The sequence below is a fragment of the Paraburkholderia sp. Ac-20347 genome, assembly GCF_017104805.1.
Classification (GTDB): domain Bacteria; phylum Pseudomonadota; class Gammaproteobacteria; order Burkholderiales; family Burkholderiaceae; genus Paraburkholderia; species Paraburkholderia tropica.
Map to the genome: position 1 here is coordinate 44,136 of NZ_JAAGPN010000001.1, position 16,980 is coordinate 61,115.

Here is a 16,980-nt window from a genome sequence, read left to right on the forward strand (position 1 = left end):
GCTCCTCGCCGGGATCGAGTTTCGATCCCGCTTCCATCGACACTCTGCCGTCGCGCGCGCTTGCCATGCGCGCGCGTCTGGCGCATCGTGCATCCTTCGTTCAACGCATTGTCAGTGTGTCATTGCGCGGTTTGCTTCTAACCGGGAGGTCTCACGATGTCGCTCGCGCTTTATGGTCATCCGTTTTCTTCCTATACGCAGAAGGTGCTCGTTGCGCTCTACGAGAACGACACGCCGTTCGCGTTCCGCACGATCGGGCCCGAAACGCCGCAGCACACGCAGGCGTGGCTGACGCTCTGGCCGCTGCGCAAGTTTCCCGTGCTGGTGGACGGCGAACGCAGCGTGGCGGAGACCAGCATCATCATCGAGTATCTGCAGCTCGCGCATGGCGGGGCGCAGCGGTTTTTGCCGTCCGAGCCGATGGCCGCGCTGGACGTGCGCTTTCTCGACCGCTTCTTCGACCTGCACGTGATGACGCCGGTGCAATGCGCGGTGGAGGGGGCGTTGACGGGCGACGCGGCGCAGCGCGAAGCGGCGCACGTGTACGCGGCGGGCAAGCTCGATCTGGCCTACGCGTGGCTCGATGAACGGCTCGCGGACCGAACCTGGGCGGCGGGCGAGGACTTCACGCTGGCGGACTGCGCGGCCGCGCCTTCGCTCTTCTACGCCGACTGGACGCACCGTATTTCCGAGCGCTTCGGCGCGCTGCGGGCGTATCGTGCGCGGCTGCTCGCGCGTCCGTCGTTTGCGCGCGCGGTGGAGGAGGCGCGACCGTATCGGCACCTGTTTCCGCTGGGCGCGCCTGATCGCGACTGAGTGTCCATCGCCGTAGTTAATCGGCGAAAATGTGCCGATTAACGAGGAAAATTAGCGATAAAAGGTAAAATTATGCCGATTAAAAAATTTAGTGTATGTGTTCATGTAACCGGTAATTTTCCGCCGTTTACCGACCTATATAAACCATAAACGGTATAATTATGCCTGTTACAGACCGTGGAGCAGGCGATGCTGTTCGATCTCGCGACAGTCGAGGAAATCGCGGGCGCACTGGCTCAGAAGCTGCGCGCCCTGAGGCTTCAGCAGTCCCTCACGCAAGCCGAGCTGGCGGCGCGCGCGGGCGTGTCCGAGCGCGCGCTGCGTAATTTCGAGCGTAGTGGCCAGGCGACGCTGGAGACCTTCCTGCGCGTGGCGCAGGCGCTCGGGCGCGCGTCCGATCTGGAGGCGCTGTTTGAGCTCAAGGTGCGCTCGATTCGCGCGATGGAGCAGGCGAGCGCGAACCGGCAACGTGCGCCGCGCCGCGCGTCCGCCAAAACGTCGACCGGGAGATCCGGCCAATGAAACGCCTGCGCGTGATCTACGAAGGCTGGGGCGAGCAGTTCGACCTGGGCGTGCTCGCGGACGACGGCCAGCATCTCCTCTTCGAATACACGCAGGCGGCGCGCGAGCGGGGCCTCGAACTCTCGCGCTTCAAACTCCCGCTGCAAGCGGCCGCGTTCGGCGACTTTCCGCAGCATCAGCAACGCTTGCCCGGCCTCGTCGCCGACAGCCTGCCCGACGGCTGGGGCATGCTGCTGATGGACCGCCTGTTCCGCGTGCGCGGCATCGACCCGTATTCGGTTTCGCCGCTCGATCGCCTCGCCGTGGTGGGGCATCGCGGCATGGGCGCGCTGAGCTATGCGCCCGAGAGCGAAGCGCCCATCGTGGTCGCCGATGTGAATCTCCACACCATCGCCGACGAAGTGCAGCAGGCGATGGCGGGCGCGAGCGAATCCGTGCTGCGCGAACTGGTGCTGATGGGCGGCTCGCCGCATGGCGCGCGGCCGAAAGTGCTGGTCAACGTGGATCACGCCGCCAATCGCATGTGGAATTCGGAAGACGCGCCCGGCACGCCGTGGCTCGTGAAGTTTCCCGCGCAAAACGAAGCGCCCGAAGTGTGCGCGATCGAAATGCTTTATTCGGATCTCGTGCGCGCGTGCGGGATCGAGATGCCGCCCACCGCGTATTTCGATCTCGGCGCGCAGGGCGCTGCGTTCGGCATCGCGCGCTTCGATCGCGAGGACGGTCAGCGCGTGCCCGTGCATACGGCGGCGGGCGTGGCGCACGTGGACTTCCGGCTGCCGTCGCTCGACTATACGAATCTGCTGCGCCTCGCGGGCTTCGTGACGCGCGACGTGCGCGAAGTCGAGGCCTTGTACGCGCGCTGCGTCTTCAACGTGATCTTCAATAATCGCGACGATCACGCGAAGAACTTCTCGTTCCGGCTCGATCGCGACGATCACTGGCGCATTGCGCCCGCGTACGACATCACGTTCAATCGCGGTCCGGCGGGACAGCATCAGATGGATATCGGCGGCGAGGCGCGTGCGCCCGCGCGCGCCCATTTGCTGAAACTCGCGAAAGAGAGCGGCGTGAAGGCGGCGAGCGCCGCGCGCATCATCGATCGCTCGGCGCGCATCGCGGGCGAACTGGCGGCGCGTGCTGCCGATTATCCGATTTCAGCGGCCACGGTCGCGGAAATCGTGGCTGCCGTGGAAGCGAACCGCTTGCGCCTGCTCGCCGCAAACTGAACGCAAGCGGCCGGGTATGCAACCTGCTGCCGATGTCACGATTGCGCACGCTTTCGTGCGATGCGAGCCGCGTCCATGCCCAGCGAGACAGAAACCCGCCAGTCCGCCCGTTCCACCCAATTCACGATGAGCGCCGATATAAACCATCGAGCCGCGATCGTCGAAACCGATCTCCCGGCGCGCCTCGACCGCTTGCCGTGGGGCCGCTTTCACGTGCTGATCGTCGTTGCGCTCGGCGTGACGTGGTTGCTCGACGGACTCGAAGTGACGCTCGCGGGCGCGGTGGCGAGTGCGTTGAAAACGAGTCCGGCGCTGCACGTCGACAACGCGCAAATCGGACTCGCGGGCAGCGCGTACATTGCGGGCGCGGTGCTGGGCGCGCTCGGCTTCGGCTGGCTCACCGACCGGCTCGGACGACGCAAGCTGTTCTTCATCACGCTCGCGGTCTATCTGCTCGCGACGGCCGCCACGGCGTGCTCATGGAGCTTCGCGAGCTTCATGGTGTTTCGCGCGCTGACCGGCGCGGGCATCGGCGGCGAATACGCGGCCATCAATTCGACCATTCAGGAATTCACGCCCGCCCGCGTACGCGGTTGGACCGATCTCAGCATCAACGGCACGTTCTGGGTCGGCGCGGGCATCGGCGCGCTGGGCTCATACGCGCTGCTCGATCCGCATTTTTTGCCGCCGGATTGGGGCTGGCGCGCGTGCTTCTTCATCGGCGCGGTGCTCGCGCTGATCATTTTGCCGCTGCGCCGCTGGATTCCCGAAAGCCCGCGCTGGCTGCTCACGCATGGCGAGCACGACGAAGCACGCGCGATCGTCGAGCGCATCGAATCGCGCTTTCGCGAAGTCGGCCATACGCTCGACGACAGCGCGACGCCACCGCTGCGTCTGCGCGCGCGTCGTCACACGCCGTTGAGCGAAGTGATGCACGCGATCTTCGTGCGCCATCGCCGCCGCGCCTTCGTGGGTTTATCGTTGATGACAGCGCAGGCCTTCTTCTACAACGCGATCTTCTTCACTTACGCGCTCGTGCTCACGGAGTTCTATCGCGTGCCGGGCGGCGACGTGGGCCTGTATCTGCTGCCGTTCGCGCTCGGCAATTTCCTCGGGCCGCTCGTGCTCGGCAGACTGTTCGACGTGCTGGGCCGCCGCAAGATGATCGCGGCCACCTACGCGCTATCGGGCGTGTTGTTGAGCGCGAGCGGCTATCTGTTCGCGCACGGTTGGCTCACCGTCGTGCAGCAGACGATAGCGTGGATGGTGATTTTCTTCTTCGCTTCGGCGGCGGCGAGTTCGGCGTATCTGACTGTGAGCGAATCGTTTCCGCTCGAGATCCGCGCGCTGGCAATCGCGGTGTTTTATGCCTTCGGCACCGGGCTCGGCGGCATTATCGGACCGGCATTCTTCGGACGACTGATCGATACGCATCAGCGCAGCGAAGTGTTCACGGGCTATCTCGTCGGCTCCGCGCTGATGCTGGGCGCAGCGCTGATCGCCGCGATCTGGGGCGTGGACGCCGAACGCAAATCGCTCGAACATGTGGCCACGCCGCTTTCCGCTATCGACGATGCCTAACGCCGCCTAATCACTAAAACGCGCTGCGATACGCATACAAACCGGGCAGGCCGCCCGTCATCACGAACAGTACGTTCTCTTGTGCGCCATAGCGGCCGCTCCGCACGTTCTCCAGCAGACCCGCAAACGCCTTGCCGCCATACACGGGATCGATCAGCAGACCTTCCGTCGAGGCGAGCAGGCGCACGGCGGCGCGCATGGCATCGGTGGGCAGGCCGTAACCGTCGCCGAGTTGTGATTCGTCGATCACGATGTCGCCGGCTTCAACGAGCAAACTCGCGTCGATGAGGCGCGCAGTTTGATTCGCCTTGTCGAGCGTCGTGGCGTGCGCTTTCTCCGCGCTGGCGTAAACCGCGAACGCCGTCACGCTGGACGGATTCAGACCAAGTGCTTTCATGCCCGCCACGAAGCCCGCGTGCATGCCGCCGCTGCCGTTGGGCATGACGGTGTGATCGAACGCGACACCGCTCGCGCGCGATTGCGCGGCGATTTCCGCTGCACCCTCGGCATAACCGAGGCAGCCAATCGGGCTCGATCCGCCGAGCGGACACACATAGACGTTGCGGCCTTGCGTGCGCAACGTATCGGCGCGTGCTTCGGCGAATGACAGCGAGTCAGTGCCAGCGGGCAGATCATGCACGTGCGCCGCAAGCAGATCGTCGAGCAGAATATTGCCGTTTTCAAGGTACTCCGCGTCGAATCGCGGCACCGAGCGCGTGAGCACCAACTCGCACTGCAGTCCCGCACGCGCGGCCGCCGCCGCCGTCAGGCGCGCATGATTCGACTGCCGCGCGCCGACGGTGATGATCGTATCCGCGCCACGCGCGAGCGCTTCGCCCATCAGGAATTCGAGCTTGCGCAGCTTGTTTCCGCCGCCGCCGAGTCCGTTCAGATCGTCGCGTTTCACATAGATATTCGCGCCGCCCAACTGCTTGCTGAGCCGCGATAAATGTTGAACAGGCGTCGGGCCTTCGAGCAGCGCGTAGCGGGGGAAGGTCGAAAGATCGAGTGAGGTCGGGTTCATGAAAGGGCGGAGGACGTTGTGTATCGATGAGCGGGCGTTATCGCCCGTTGCGCGCGCGGGCCTGTTCGGCGAGCGCCTTGTAATCGTAGGTTGGATAGAACTCGGTGCGATAGCCGCCCCAGGCCGTTTCCTCGATGGCGCGATTCACTTCGCGCAACCGTGCCGCAGGCACGCGCAAGGTGACGACCTGGCCCAGTCCCATCATCACGTACCACGACACGACTTCGATGCCCGGCGGCGGAAAGGCCTTGTAAAAGCCTTGTTCGGCGAGTTGCTGATTGATCTTCGGCAGCGGTTTGGATTCGTCGTGTTTGAGGACGATGGTCAGCAGAAAGGTGCCGTCGCCGGCGGGCGTGACGGGCATGCCGGGCGGCACGGCGTTGGTGTTTTCCGCCGTGTTCGTGGATTGCGCTGCGGTGAAGGGCGCGAAAGCGCTCAGCGCGGCGGCGAGCGCAACGGCCGCCGTCCAGTTATATACGCGATGCATCGGCATGCTCCAGATCGAGGTTGGAGTACGGACACGCATGACTTGCGCCGTGGCCTGACCGCGGCGCAGCGTGCAGGATACACGCTTCGTGCCGATCTCGCGTGACCCGCCGATGACGCCGCGTTCAGCCGTTTTGCGGTGTGCGCAGCGCGCGCGTATTGCGCTCGATGGCGAGCAGCAGCAGGAGCACAGTGAGGAAGCCCGCCAACGCGAGCAGCGTGCCCAGCGACGAGCGGAATTGCGCGCTGCGCGCCTGGGCCGCCTCGATCAGCGATTGCGCCGAGGCGATGCGCTCGATCTTGAAGCGCGCGTATTGATTCATCGCCGTCGCCACGTAGCGGTCGCGGTCGTCCCATTCCCAGGCCGACGCATGGTGCATCGCGCGCGCGATGACCTGGCCGAGTTCATCGACGAATTGCTGGCGGTCGGCGAGCGGTACATTGTCGAGCCACGCGTCGAGCATCGGCTGACTCGCATTGTGCTGATCGAGCACGGCGCGCAACGGCGCGGGCAACGCCAGCCCGGCGGCGGCGGGAAGCTCGAGCGTGGCCTCGTCGTCGTTCGCGCTGTTGACGTTGTTGTTCGAAATGGCGTCGTTGGCCGCTTCCGTGCCTGGAATCGAGGCGAGCACGGCGCTCGCGCTCACGGGCGGATCGGCGCTCACGTCCGCGTTGCCGGAGGCGGATAGAGCGGCGATCACCGCCATCATCGCCAGCACCGCGCCGACGAGCGCCACGATGCACAACACGCGCGCCGTACCCAGCAGGCGCCGTTCCAGATTGTCCGCGAGCCTCATTTCAACCCCGTAAATTGCGTGCGATTGTGCGCGAGCGCGTCTGTCATGGCTCGCGCAAATAACGTTCCGAAAGCGCTTCGTAAAGCGGCGGCGCGAAAAAGCGCGAGACGCGGCTCGCGATCAGCGCGGTCGCCATGAGCGACAGCACGAGCGCATGCCCGTTGATCATTTCGATGACGATCACGAACGCCGTGATCGGACTCTGCGTGACCGCCGCGAGATAACCGACCATGCCGAGCGCAATCAGCATCGAGAGTTGCATCTGCGAAAACACCATATGCAGCGTATTGCCGATGCCCGCGCCAATTGCAAGCGACGGCGCGAACAGGCCGCCCGGCGCGCCGGGCAGATACGAGCCCACCATCGATACGATCTTGAACAGCGGATACGCGGCGCTCACGTGCGCGTTGCCTTCAAGCATGCTGCGCGCTTCGGCATAACCGCTGCCAAACGCGTGGCCGTGCGAAATCACGCCGACGATCGCGATGATCAGCCCGCACAGCGCACCGAAGCGCACCGGCTGTTTCGCGCGCATGTCGAGCAGTCGGGCGGGCATCCAGCGCCGCGTGTTGAGTAGCAGCCAGCAGAAGCAGCCGCCGAGCACGCCCGCAATCACGCCGATCAGCATGACGGCCACCGTGAGCCACTTCGGCAAACCCGCACCGATGTCGATGGTGCCGAAATACACGTAATTGCCTTGCAGGCCGAGCGAAACGATACCCGCGAAGATAATCGCTGTGATCAGCACGCCGCTGGTGCGTGCAGAGAAACTGCGCATCAGTTCTTCGATGGCGAACACCACGCCCGCGAGCGGCGCATTGAACGCTGCCGACAAGCCTGCCGCGGCGCCCGCGAGCGCGAGCCGGCGTTCGAGCGCGCCGTGGCTGATCGCACGAAAACGCTGCGGATAGAAACGGCGCAGGCTGAACATGAGCGCCGCGCCCACGTGGATGGTCGGACCTTCGCGGCCGATGGTGAAGCCGCCGAGAATGGCGAGAAACGACACGAAAATCTTGCCGACGAGAATGCGCAACGTGAGCAGCCGGGGCCCGAGCGCATCGGGGCCATGCAGCATGGCGATCACCTGCGGGATGCCGCTGCCTTCCGCGCCGTCGAAAAAGCGCCGCGTGATCCAGACCGTCAATGCGCCCATCGCGGGCGCAATCAGCAGCGGCAACCAGAAGTGCTCGGCGGCGTAGCGCAGAAAGAGCGCGTAACCGAAGTCGATGAGCTTGGCGTAAAGCACGGCGACGAGGCCCACGGCCACCGCGCCCAGCCAGAACACGCCGTAGTGCAGCCAAAGCCGGTTGGCGCGCTGGATCGCGCGCCGGTCGATCAGCCCGAAAATGCGCACGGTGCCGTCTCTCCTGTTGTTGATTGCTGTTGTGTGGATAGCGCCGTCGCGCGCGTCGTTTCCGATGATCGAAAAAAAACCCAGCGATCACGCTGGGTCAGGGGAAGCCACCACCAGTTGGCGCCGGTGGCAACTGGACGTACAGTCCGGCATGCTGAGGACATCACCATGTCACGCGACCCGACGGCGCACCCATTACCGGTGCGCTGCGATGAACGATCACGATGTGACATATCGATCAATTTAAGCCGGGATACTTAAAGGAAACTTAAAAAACGCTTAAACGGCGCGGCGGACATCAGGCCTGCTCGTCACGGAACGCCCAGCCGAACGACTGCACTTCCGACTTGTGCAGCGCGGCCAGCTTCATCAGACAACGCTCGCCCTCGGCCGTGAGATGCACCTGAACCTGACGCCGATCGTGCGCGCTCGGCACGCGTTCGACCAGACCGGCCGCCTCGCAGCGCGTGACCAGCGCCACGGTGCCATGCGAGGACGCCTGCAGCCGTTCGGCGAGTTCGCCCACGGTGGCCCAGTCGCGATCCGGGAAGGCGCGCGTGTGCAGCATCAGCATGTATTGCAGCGGCGTCACGCCTTCGGCGTGCACGATCTCTTCGGAATAGCGCAGAAAGCGGCGCAGACGATAGCGGAACTCGGAAAGCTCCTCCAGATCGGCGCGCGAGATCTGCTCCGTGGCCTTGCGGCGTGGCGATGACATGAAGCGTTGCCGTGCGGGTCAGCTCAGCGGCTTGACGTAATTTTCCGAAAGCCAGTAGCTCATCTGGCCATGCGGGCCGTTGATGAGCACCGCGTGCGGATCGTCGACGCCATCGTCCGCGATGGTGCACGCAATGGTGCCGTCCGGAATCATCGTGACCTGCTGGGCGTTCGCGAGCCGCGCGAGCTTCTGCGCGCTGAGCGGATAGAGATGGGTGTAGATGTCGTAGCTGATCGCGCCCGGCGCATCGCCCTCGATCCGCACTTGCGGACCTTCGGTGCAGGTGTGCGCGAACGCGCTCGCCGTCCAGACGCCGACCAACGCGGCAAGGAAAAGTCGCTTCATGGGCTTCCTCTGCTGAATCAAGACTGCGTTCGACGCGGTGCGCGCAACGTCGTGCATGCAACGCCGAACGCCCGCATCGGCGGGAACTCAGCGTGCATTATACGTTTCTTACGATCTGAAGGTATTTCACATCGTGACATTTCGCGCGATTCGGCCGCGATCGCAGAGGCTTTCGTGTGCCCGAACGGGCGTCGGGCTTACGCGCGCTCGCGCGACGCGGTCCAGTCGATGGCGGCGTCGAACAGACGCAGCCCGGCTTCGGAGAGGTTAGGAAACGAATCGTTGTCCATGAAGAACATCGTGCGGCGCGCGGGCGCGAGTGCTTCGTAGTCCATCGTCGCGCCTTTCTCGTAGGTGAAAATCGCGGCCTTTTCCGGCTGACCATAGATCGTGGCGATGATCGACGCGCCAAGTCCCGGCTTGCCCCAGCTCATCGGCGCCTGCTTGCGGAACACGTTGGTCACGCCGGCGCTCAGGCCGCCCGAGGCCGCGTGCGGCGCATTCACGAGCCATAGATAGCGCTCTTTTTCTACTTCGCCGAAATCGGTGTCGTGCCGTTTGCCGCTCATCGCGAGGTCGTCGAGCAGATCGTTTTCCCACGTGAGCAGCGGCACGGGCGCGCTGCGCCAGCCCGCGGGCACGTCCTTCGCGGAGACCGTCGACGAGATGATGACGAGCCGCGCGTCGCGCGCGAGCGCGGGATCGAAGTTCTGATCGACGAGTCGCACGGTGTAGCCGCGCGTTTGCAGATGTGCGGCGATGGCCTGATCGACGGCGAGATTCGGTCCCTTGAGTTGCACCACCAACAGCACCGTGCCGGAGGTGTCGGGACGTTGTGCGCGCGCACCGGGCGCGGCGAAGGACGCGGCGAGCGCGCCGAGCGTGAGCAGCGCATGGCGCCGCGAAAGCGTGCCGGGCGTGCTCGCCGCCGATGAAGAAGAACGCGATTTCGTGCGGTTTTTCATGAGGTGTCGTGTGCCGGTCAGAATTCGAAGGTGGAGAGCAGCGAGACCTGGCGCGCGTCGCCGACGGCAACGAAATAGCGGTTCGCGCTCGACGGGTAATAGGTCTTGTTGAAGAGGTTCTTCACGTTCAACTGAAACGAAACGCGATGGCCGCCCCATTTCGTGTCGTAGGTCGCGAACGCGTCCGCGACCGTGTAGGCGGGCAGCGTGAAGCTGTTGGCCGAGTCGCCGGGCCGTGCGCCCACGTAATGCGCGCCCGCGCCCACGCGCAATTGATCGCCGCCGAACAGCGCGCCAAAGTCGTAGACCGCAGCCAGCGACGCCGTATTCTGCGCGACGTTCCAGAGCCGGTTGCCTGCGTATTCGGGGTCTTCGGTGGTCTTCGCGTCGATATACGCGTAGCTCGCGATCACGCTCCAGTGCTCGCCGATCTGCCCGGACACGTCCAGCTCCACGCCGCGCGAACGCGCCTTGCCCGAGGTGCGCCAGTCGGTTTCCTTGGTCGTGTCGTTGTACTGCGAAACCAGCACGTTCGACTTGTCGATGTTGAACAGCGCGAGCGTGCCGGTGAGACCGGCGGGCATGGCGATCTTCGCGCCGAGTTCCCACGAAGTGGCTTCCTCGGGCCGCACCGCCGAATCGATCACCACGCCCGTGCTGAGCGGCGCGATCGTCGACGTCGGCTTGAGCGACTGCGTATAGCTGCCGTAGAACGAGACGTTATCGGTCCATTTGTAGATCACACCCGCGCGCGGCAGCCATTTGGTGCCGTTCAAATCGGTATTCGCCTTGAACGGCCGGCCTTTGCCCGCTACCTGGTTGTACGAAATAAATCGCGCGCCGCCCACGAGTATCCACTTGCTGGTCAGATGCAGACTGTCCTGCAGAAAAACGGAGGTGTCGTGCAGCGTGTCGGTCTGATCGCTGTCGCTGGCGGACACCGTGCTTGACGGGCTTTCGCGCCCGTACACGGGATTCAGATAATTGAACGTATATTGCGTGGCCTGACGCAGCAGATCCGCGCGATAGATACGCCGGTATTCGTCGTCCACGCCGACCTGCAGATCGTTGCGCAGCCCCGCGATATCGAAGTGACCATCGACATAGGCAATGCCGTAACTGTCTGTGCTCAGCGCGCCGTGCGTCGCGTCGTTGCTCCGCGAAAGCGCGCCCGTCGTGCTATTCACGCCTTGCACGCGCAACTGGTTTGCGTCGTAGGTTTCGCGGTTGTAGCTATAGCCGACATGGACTTTCCAGTTCGGATCGATCTGATGATCGACGAGCAGTTGAGCGAGATGCGATTCGCCGCTCATGTTGTTGAACGGTTCGTCGAGACGCTCGCGCGCGGAGATCGCCAGCGGCGCATTGGTCTTGGGATCGAGCGCGGTGCCGCGATCGAACGGATAGAGAAATTTGCGGTACTGATAGGAGAGCACCACCTGCGTATCGCGGCCATACCACGCGACCGAAGGCGCGACGAGCGTTTCGCGATGCTCGCCGAAATTGCGCCAGTATTGCTCGTTGACCTGATCGAGCACGAGACGATAGGCGAGCCCCGTATCGCCGATCGGACCGGTGGTGTCGAGCGTCGCGCCGCCGCCGTTGCGGCCGTGACCGTACGTGGAGCCGAGCACCGAAATCGCGTGATACGGCGTGAGCATCGGCTGCTTGCTGACCACGTTGACCACGCCGCCCGGGTCCATGATGCCGTAGAGCAGCGACGTCGGGCCCTTGAGCACTTCCACGCTGTCCACTGCGTCGTTCAGCGCGCGGCCCTGCACGAGCGGCATGCCGTTTTCCATGATCGAGCCGTCACGGTTGCCGCCGAAGCCGCGCTTGAGCAGCGTGTCCTGCGTGCCCGCGAGCGTGTTGCCCTGCACGATGCCGCTCACGTTCGCGAGCGCGTCGTCGAGATTACGCGGACGCTGATCGCGCAGCACCTGCGCGGGCACCACGTTGATCGCCTGCGCCGTGTCGAGCACGGGCGTGTCCGAACGCGTGATGTTCGCTTCGGCGGGCGCGCGATAGCTGCCCGCCTTGATCGCCGATGCGCCCACCTTCACGGCGGGCAGCACGGCGCGATCGTCGAGATCAGCATTGGCGGGATCTTCGGTCAGCGTGTAGCTGCCGTTCGCCTGTGCGTTCGCCGCGAGTCCCGTGTTGCGCAGAATGCGCGCGAGGCCTTCGGCCACGCCATATTCGCCATGCAATCCCGCGCTCGTGCGATTCGCCGCGAGCGCGCCCGGATACGCAATCATCACACCGGCCTGCTGGCCGAACTGATTCAACGCGGCGTCGAGCGGACCGGCGGCGATGTCGTAGGTTTGCCGCGCCGAGGCTTGCTGCGCGGCATCGTTCGCATTCGAAGCCGACGTTGCCGCGGCGGCGAGCGTGGGCGTCGTGGCGCTGATCGCAAAGAGGGCGAGCGCCGCGATGCCGATCCAGTGGCGCTGGCGCAAGGCGTGAGGCGCCTCGGCGTGGTGAGGTGAATGCATGGTCGTGAAGGCTGGAAAAAGTCCGATGAAGAAGTGCTCTCATCTGGCTTGTCCCGCGAGAATCGAAAACAGCTCAGCTTTTTTCGAAATTTTTTCGAATCGTTTTTATCGCGCTAAAAAGTGCGGCTGAAAGGGTGCGCGCGCTCGCCGTCGTCACGCGCGGGCGGGCCCCACGGTGACCCAGAAACGCGTCATGTAGTCCACGCGCAGCGGCAGGGCGCGCGTGAGCGTGTCGAGGACGAGATCGGTATCGGCGAGCAGATAGGTGCCGGAAACACGCAGCGAAGCCACGCGCGGATCGCAACGCAGAATGCCTTCGCGATAACGCGACAGTTCGTCGAGCAGATCGCCGAGGCGCTCGTTACTCGCGACGAGCATGCCTTGCGTCCACGCGGCCGCCGCGTTCGAAACGGGTTCTTTCGCGAGCACGGCGTTTGCGGTGAATTGCACGCGCTCGCCTGCGTTGAGCGTTTGCGCCGACGAGGGGGCAGCGTCCGGCACCACGCGCACCGCGCCTTCGAACACGGCGAGTTGCGTGACGTCGCTCGCCTGACGCACCGAAAAGCGCGTGCCGATAGGCGTTGCCGTGCCTTGCGCGGTCTGCACCACGAAGGGGCGAGGCGCGGGGCCGTCGCGATGGCCGGTGGCGACCATGATCGCGCCGCGCCGAAGCACGATGCGCCGCTCGTCCGTCGTGAATCGCAGGTCGACGGCGGTGGCGGTGTCGAGCGTCAACGAGGTGCCGTCGGCGAGCGTGAGTGTGCGCACTTCGCCGGTCGCGGTGTGCAGATCGGCGGTCCAGCCCGGCCACGCCGAGCGATGGCGTGCGCTCCATGTTGCGCCGCCCGCGAACAGCAACACGGCGAGCGCCTTGATGCCCGCACGGCGATGGCGCGACGCCGGTCCCGCGCCGCTACGCGTCGTGGCTTTCGCGCGCGTGAGCGCAGCGCGCGCGGCATTCGCGGAAGCGCTTTCGCCAATCGATTGAATGCGGCTGGAAACGGATTCGATATGCTGCCAGGCGCGTTCGTGATCGGCATGCGCCGCGCGCCAGGCGTCGAAATCCGCGCGTTGCGAAGGCGTGACGCTGCCGCTACTCAGATCGAGCCACCATTCCACGGCGCGATGCGCGACCTCGGGCGCCACATTGGGCGGCGTGACATTCACGGCGCGCTCCGCTCAGAGCGCGAAAAAACACTGCGCCGCCGCCTTCGCCAGATAGCGCTTCACGGTGGCCAGCGAAATATCGAGCGATTCGGCGATTTCCGCATGCGTGGCGCCATCGAGTTGCGCGAGCAGAAACGCACGCTTGACGATGACGGGCAGGCCGTCGAGCAGCTTGTCGATTTCGCAGAGTGTTTCGAGCAGCAGCGCCTGTTCTTCGGGCGAGGGCGCGAGTGCTTCGGGCACGTGCGCGAGCGCGTCGAGATACGCGCGTTCGACCTGCTCGCGACGCCAGTGGTTATACAGCACGCGCTGCGCGACCGTGGTGAGAAACGCGCGCGGTTCGCGGGCTTCGATCGGTTCTTCGCGATCGAGCAGGCGCGTGAACGTGTCGTGTGCCAGATCGCTCGCGCGATGCGCGCAACCGAGCTTGCGCCGCAGCCAGCCGTGCAGCCACCCGTGATGCGCCCGATAAAGCGCTTCGATTTCGAGGTGCACGGTGGGCGGAAGGGCGTTCATGCGTCTTTACACGGGCGATTGGCAGGTCGGGCGAGCGGCGAGCAAAAAGGGCAGGTTTACAGATTTCGTCGCGTAGCTTACACGCGGGCTTCAGAAAAGTAAATGAGAATTGTTCTCGAAAACTCGATTTGAATCGCCGGTCCATTTGTCCCTTTAAGCTGCGAGTTCAATAGCGGATAAGCGACATTGGCGTGACATTGCACGCACATAACCCGCGGATTACCAATCCGTTATCTGCATTCTGTTTCATGTTCGCTTAAGGCAACGAGACACAAAATGGATTCGCCTTCACCCGTAGTCAATCCGGTTTACTTATTCGAGGATGAATCCATGAAAGCCAAATTGTTTGTTTCGATGATCGTTGCCGCCGCCATGCTGCCGAGCGTGGTTTTTGCCCAATCTTCATTCCAGTCCCGCGAACCGGTTTCGCGCGCCGAGGTCAAGGCGCAAATCGTTCAGGCCGAACACGACGGCACCTTGCATCCGTCCAATACGCGTTATCCGGACCCGGCAATCCACGCCCGGATGTCGACACAAAACGACAGCGGATACGGCATGACGCCCGCGACTTATTCGCAGTCGGGCGCTTCCGTCGCACCCATGTTCGTTAAAGCGATTTACGAACACCATTGAAGCGCGGAATGCATCGCTATTCACCGCCATTCGACGCTTTCTCCCTGGGCCGGGGCGAAGATGTCGAAAATGTAATGCGGTGGTTATCCGCCTGACCGCTACGCGTGCGCGAACCCGGTAGAATCGCGCCATCAGGGAGGCGGAATAAAGCCGGAGAAAACACATGCGAGTCCTCGTTATCGAAGACGAGCCCAAGACGGGCGCCTACGTGAAAAAAGGCCTGGAGGAATCGGGCTGCAGCGTGGACCTCGCGACCGACGGCGCTCAGGGGCTGCTGCTCGCGCAGGAAGAGGAGTACGACGTGATCGTGCTCGACGTGATGCTGCCGGTGCTCGACGGATGGGCCGTGCTCAAGCGCCTGCGCGCCAGCAAGCCCACGCCGGTGCTGTTCCTCACCGCGCGCGACGACGTGGCTGATCGCGTGCAAGGGCTCGAGCTTGGCGGCGACGATTACCTCGTCAAGCCGTTCGCCTTCGTCGAACTGCTCGCGCGCGTGCGTACACTGGCGCGACGCGGCCCGCCGCGCGAAGCGGAGAGCATGCGCATCGCCGATCTGGAAATCGACGTGATTCGCCGACGCGTGAAGCGCGGCACCACACGTATCGATCTCACGCCGCGCGAATTTTCCCTGCTGCAATTGCTCGCACGCCGCCAGGGCGAAGTGCTGAGCCGCACGCAAATCGCCTCATTCGTCTGGGACATGAATTTCGACAGCGACACCAACGTCGTTGAAGTCGCCATTCGCCGTCTGCGCGCGAAAGTCGACGAAGGCTATCCGGTCAAGCTGATCCACACGGTGCGCGGCGTGGGCTACGTGATGGAAGAAAAGGACGCCGACTGATGCCGCGCCGCTCGCTTGCGGTCACGCTCGCGGTGGCGTTCAGCGCCACGACGCTCGCGGTGTTCGTCTGCGTCGGCTGGTATCTGTATCTCGCGCTGGCACAGCAGGTGCGCAAGCACGACGATCAGGACGTCGTGCTCGCCGCGCGCCATGTGCGCCGTCTCGCCACCGAACTCGGTTCCGCGCAGGATGCGCTCGCGCACGCGCAGCGGCTTTCGAGCGCGGTGCTCGGCAATCCCTCGCTCGCTCTGCAGATCGTCGACGCTCAAGGCCACCAACTCGCCGCGCACGACGAAGGAGAAACTTTCGACGAACCGCCCACACCGCTTTCCAACGCCATTGCGTCCGCCGATGTCGATCTCTCGCCCGCGCACGCGGGCGCGCTCGTGCTCGCGCCCGACGCGCGCATTACCGATCGCGCGATTCGCGAATGGCGCAGCGCGCATGGCGTGCCTGTGCGCAGCATCGCCTTCGACGTGACGCTGCGCGATGGCGCGACCGTGCGCGTGGCCATTGCGCGCGACATGCGCGGGCCGCTGAGCCTGCTCGATTCGTATCGCGACACGCTCGCGTTCGCGGGCAGCGTGGGCACGCTCGTCGTGCTGCTCGGCAGTTACGCGTGGATTCGTCTCGCGTTGCGGCCCTTGCGCCAGATTGCCGATCAGGCGCGCGAAGTCACCGCGTATCGGCTGGATCAGCCTATTCGCGTGAAGCACGTGCCGGGCGAACTGGCGACGCTGGTGGCGTCGCTGAACGCGATGCTCGAACGTTTGCACGCGGGTTTTCAGCGGCTTTCCCAATTCACCGCCGATCTCGCGCACGACATGCGCACGCCGTTGAGCAATATTCGCGGCGCGACGGAAATCGCGCTCGCGCGCCCGCGCCCCGAAGAGGAATATCAAACGGTGCTCGCCTCGAATCTCGAAGAGTGCGAGCGACTCTCGCGCATGATCGAGAACGTTATTTTTCTGGCGCGTGCGGAGCATCCGCGCTTTGAAACGCGCCGCCGCGCCGTGAACGTGTACGACGAACTCGAACGCATCGCAGGCTATTTCGAAGGGCTCGCGGAAGAGGCGGGGCTGGCGATTCGTGTCGACGGCAGCGGCACCTTGAATGTCGACGTCGAATTGTTTCGCCGTGCGCTGAGCAATCTGATTGCAAATGCGCTGCGCTATACGCCCGCTGGCGGCACGATCGTTTTAACGGCGACGCCGTCCGCGCATGCGCTCGATGTCGTCGTCGAGAATCCCGGCACGCCGATCCCGCCCGAACATCTCGAACGTATTTTCGAGCGCTTTTATCGCGCCGATCCGTCGCGCACCAGCGCGCCCGAAGCAATGGGCGCGGGCGCATCCGCGGGTCTCGGGCTTGCGATCGTGCGCACCGTGATGGAACTGCACGGCGGCAGCGTGCGCGCGGAAAGCGACGCACGCAGCACGCGATTCATTCTGCGTTTTGTGGACGATGCAGTGTGAAAAGCGTTCGCACGTT

General features: G+C 64.3%; 17 protein-coding genes. 7 read left to right on the forward strand and 10 right to left on the reverse strand.

All coding sequences use genetic code 11. The annotated features are described in order from the left end of the window. The first annotated feature begins 156 nt into the window (after positions 1-156). The 4 genes from G3N97_RS00225 to G3N97_RS00240 all read left to right on the forward strand — a co-directional run bounded on the left by G3N97_RS00225 (position 157) and on the right by G3N97_RS00240 (position 4,148). Positions 157-816, forward strand: a complete 660-nt coding sequence (locus G3N97_RS00225) for a glutathione S-transferase family protein (RefSeq protein ID WP_205991331.1) — start codon at positions 157-159, stop codon at positions 814-816. A 189-nt stretch (positions 817-1,005) separates the two neighbouring features. After that, positions 1,006-1,338: a helix-turn-helix domain-containing protein gene (locus G3N97_RS00230; protein WP_205991332.1), complete on the forward strand. Its 333-nt coding sequence runs from the start codon at positions 1,006-1,008 to the stop codon at positions 1,336-1,338. After that, positions 1,335-2,567 carry a type II toxin-antitoxin system HipA family toxin gene (locus G3N97_RS00235; protein ID WP_205991333.1) on the forward strand — a complete coding sequence of 411 codons (1,233 nt, stop codon included), beginning with the start codon at positions 1,335-1,337 and terminating at the stop codon, positions 2,565-2,567. The genes G3N97_RS00230 and G3N97_RS00235 overlap by 4 nt, the downstream gene beginning before the upstream one ends. A 126-nt stretch (positions 2,568-2,693) precedes the next feature. Then, complete coding sequence (locus G3N97_RS00240; RefSeq protein WP_205991334.1) at positions 2,694-4,148, forward strand: MFS transporter; 1,455 nt, start codon at positions 2,694-2,696, stop codon at positions 4,146-4,148. A 13-nt stretch (positions 4,149-4,161) separates the two neighbouring features. On the opposite strand, the gene G3N97_RS00245 is transcribed toward G3N97_RS00240, so the two are convergent. The 10 genes from G3N97_RS00245 to G3N97_RS00290 all read right to left on the reverse strand — a co-directional run bounded on the left by G3N97_RS00245 (position 4,162) and on the right by G3N97_RS00290 (position 14,015). Then, positions 4,162-5,172: a D-cysteine desulfhydrase family protein gene (locus tag G3N97_RS00245; RefSeq protein ID WP_205991335.1), complete on the reverse strand. Its 1,011-nt coding sequence runs from the start codon at positions 5,170-5,172 to the stop codon at positions 4,162-4,164. A 37-nt stretch (positions 5,173-5,209) separates the two neighbouring features. Continuing rightward, complete coding sequence (locus tag G3N97_RS00250; RefSeq protein WP_205991336.1) at positions 5,210-5,659, reverse strand: hypothetical protein; 450 nt, start codon at positions 5,657-5,659, stop codon at positions 5,210-5,212. A gap of 124 nt (positions 5,660-5,783) precedes the next feature. Next, positions 5,784-6,455, reverse strand: coding sequence for a hypothetical protein (locus tag G3N97_RS00255; protein ID WP_205991337.1), 672 nt, complete (start codon positions 6,453-6,455; stop codon positions 5,784-5,786). A 43-nt stretch (positions 6,456-6,498) separates the two neighbouring features. After that, the gene (locus G3N97_RS00260; RefSeq protein WP_205991338.1) at positions 6,499-7,809 is read right to left on the reverse strand and encodes a chloride channel protein; all 1,311 of its coding nucleotides are present in this window, start codon (positions 7,807-7,809) and stop codon (positions 6,499-6,501) included. 298 nt (positions 7,810-8,107) lie between these two features. Continuing rightward, the gene (locus tag G3N97_RS00265; protein ID WP_205991339.1) at positions 8,108-8,527 is read right to left on the reverse strand and encodes a MarR family winged helix-turn-helix transcriptional regulator; all 420 of its coding nucleotides are present in this window, start codon (positions 8,525-8,527) and stop codon (positions 8,108-8,110) included. 18 nt (positions 8,528-8,545) lie between these two features. Beyond that, positions 8,546-8,872, reverse strand: a complete 327-nt coding sequence (locus G3N97_RS00270; RefSeq protein WP_205991340.1) for a hypothetical protein — start codon at positions 8,870-8,872, stop codon at positions 8,546-8,548. 197 nt (positions 8,873-9,069) lie between these two features. After that, on the reverse strand, positions 9,070-9,837 hold the full coding sequence (locus G3N97_RS00275; RefSeq protein ID WP_205991341.1) for a hypothetical protein: 768 nt from the start codon (positions 9,835-9,837) through the stop codon (positions 9,070-9,072). 17 nt (positions 9,838-9,854) lie between these two features. After that, positions 9,855-12,332, reverse strand: coding sequence for a TonB-dependent receptor (locus tag G3N97_RS00280; protein ID WP_205991342.1), 2,478 nt, complete (start codon positions 12,330-12,332; stop codon positions 9,855-9,857). 153 nt (positions 12,333-12,485) lie between these two features. After that, the gene (locus G3N97_RS00285; protein WP_205991343.1) at positions 12,486-13,499 is read right to left on the reverse strand and encodes a FecR domain-containing protein; all 1,014 of its coding nucleotides are present in this window, start codon (positions 13,497-13,499) and stop codon (positions 12,486-12,488) included. Between the two features lie 12 nt (positions 13,500-13,511). Further along, positions 13,512-14,015, reverse strand: coding sequence for a sigma-70 family RNA polymerase sigma factor (locus tag G3N97_RS00290; RefSeq protein WP_205991344.1), 504 nt, complete (start codon positions 14,013-14,015; stop codon positions 13,512-13,514). Positions 14,016-14,345: 330 nt separating this feature from the next. Between G3N97_RS00290 and G3N97_RS00295 the strand changes: the two genes are divergently transcribed. The 3 genes from G3N97_RS00295 to G3N97_RS00305 all read left to right on the forward strand — a co-directional run bounded on the left by G3N97_RS00295 (position 14,346) and on the right by G3N97_RS00305 (position 16,964). Then, positions 14,346-14,648 (forward strand): DUF4148 domain-containing protein, encoded by a 303-nt coding sequence (locus G3N97_RS00295; protein ID WP_205991345.1) that lies wholly within the window; start codon positions 14,346-14,348, stop codon positions 14,646-14,648. A gap of 163 nt (positions 14,649-14,811) precedes the next feature. Next, positions 14,812-15,489, forward strand: a complete 678-nt coding sequence (locus G3N97_RS00300; protein ID WP_065059758.1) for a heavy metal response regulator transcription factor — start codon at positions 14,812-14,814, stop codon at positions 15,487-15,489. Further along, positions 15,489-16,964, forward strand: a complete 1,476-nt coding sequence (locus G3N97_RS00305; protein WP_205991346.1) for a heavy metal sensor histidine kinase — start codon at positions 15,489-15,491, stop codon at positions 16,962-16,964. The genes G3N97_RS00300 and G3N97_RS00305 overlap by 1 nt, the downstream gene beginning before the upstream one ends. The last annotated feature ends 16 nt before the right edge of the window (positions 16,965-16,980 follow it).

Bases quoted from the DNA above. Each gene is read 5' to 3' on its own strand.
- G3N97_RS00225 (WP_205991331.1), top strand. From the start codon at position 157: ATGTCGCTCGCGCTTTATGGTCATCCGTTTTCTTCCTATACGCAGAAG.
- G3N97_RS00230 (WP_205991332.1), top strand. From the start codon at position 1,006: ATGCTGTTCGATCTCGCGACAGTCGAGGAAATCGCGGGCGCACTGGCT.
- G3N97_RS00235 (WP_205991333.1), top strand. From the start codon at position 1,335: ATGAAACGCCTGCGCGTGATCTACGAAGGCTGGGGCGAGCAGTTCGAC.
- G3N97_RS00240 (WP_205991334.1), top strand. From the start codon at position 2,694: ATGAGCGCCGATATAAACCATCGAGCCGCGATCGTCGAAACCGATCTC.
- G3N97_RS00245 (WP_205991335.1), bottom strand. From the start codon at position 5,172: ATGAACCCGACCTCACTCGATCTTTCGACCTTCCCCCGCTACGCGCTG.
- G3N97_RS00250 (WP_205991336.1), bottom strand. From the start codon at position 5,659: ATGCATCGCGTATATAACTGGACGGCGGCCGTTGCGCTCGCCGCCGCG.
- G3N97_RS00255 (WP_205991337.1), bottom strand. From the start codon at position 6,455: ATGAGGCTCGCGGACAATCTGGAACGGCGCCTGCTGGGTACGGCGCGC.
- G3N97_RS00265 (WP_205991339.1), bottom strand. From the start codon at position 8,527: ATGTCATCGCCACGCCGCAAGGCCACGGAGCAGATCTCGCGCGCCGAT.
- G3N97_RS00270 (WP_205991340.1), bottom strand. From the start codon at position 8,872: ATGAAGCGACTTTTCCTTGCCGCGTTGGTCGGCGTCTGGACGGCGAGC.
- G3N97_RS00275 (WP_205991341.1), bottom strand. From the start codon at position 9,837: ATGAAAAACCGCACGAAATCGCGTTCTTCTTCATCGGCGGCGAGCACG.
- G3N97_RS00280 (WP_205991342.1), bottom strand. From the start codon at position 12,332: ATGCATTCACCTCACCACGCCGAGGCGCCTCACGCCTTGCGCCAGCGC.
- G3N97_RS00290 (WP_205991344.1), bottom strand. From the start codon at position 14,015: ATGAACGCCCTTCCGCCCACCGTGCACCTCGAAATCGAAGCGCTTTAT.
- G3N97_RS00295 (WP_205991345.1), top strand. From the start codon at position 14,346: ATGAAAGCCAAATTGTTTGTTTCGATGATCGTTGCCGCCGCCATGCTG.
- G3N97_RS00300 (WP_065059758.1), top strand. From the start codon at position 14,812: ATGCGAGTCCTCGTTATCGAAGACGAGCCCAAGACGGGCGCCTACGTG.
- G3N97_RS00305 (WP_205991346.1), top strand. From the start codon at position 15,489: ATGCCGCGCCGCTCGCTTGCGGTCACGCTCGCGGTGGCGTTCAGCGCC.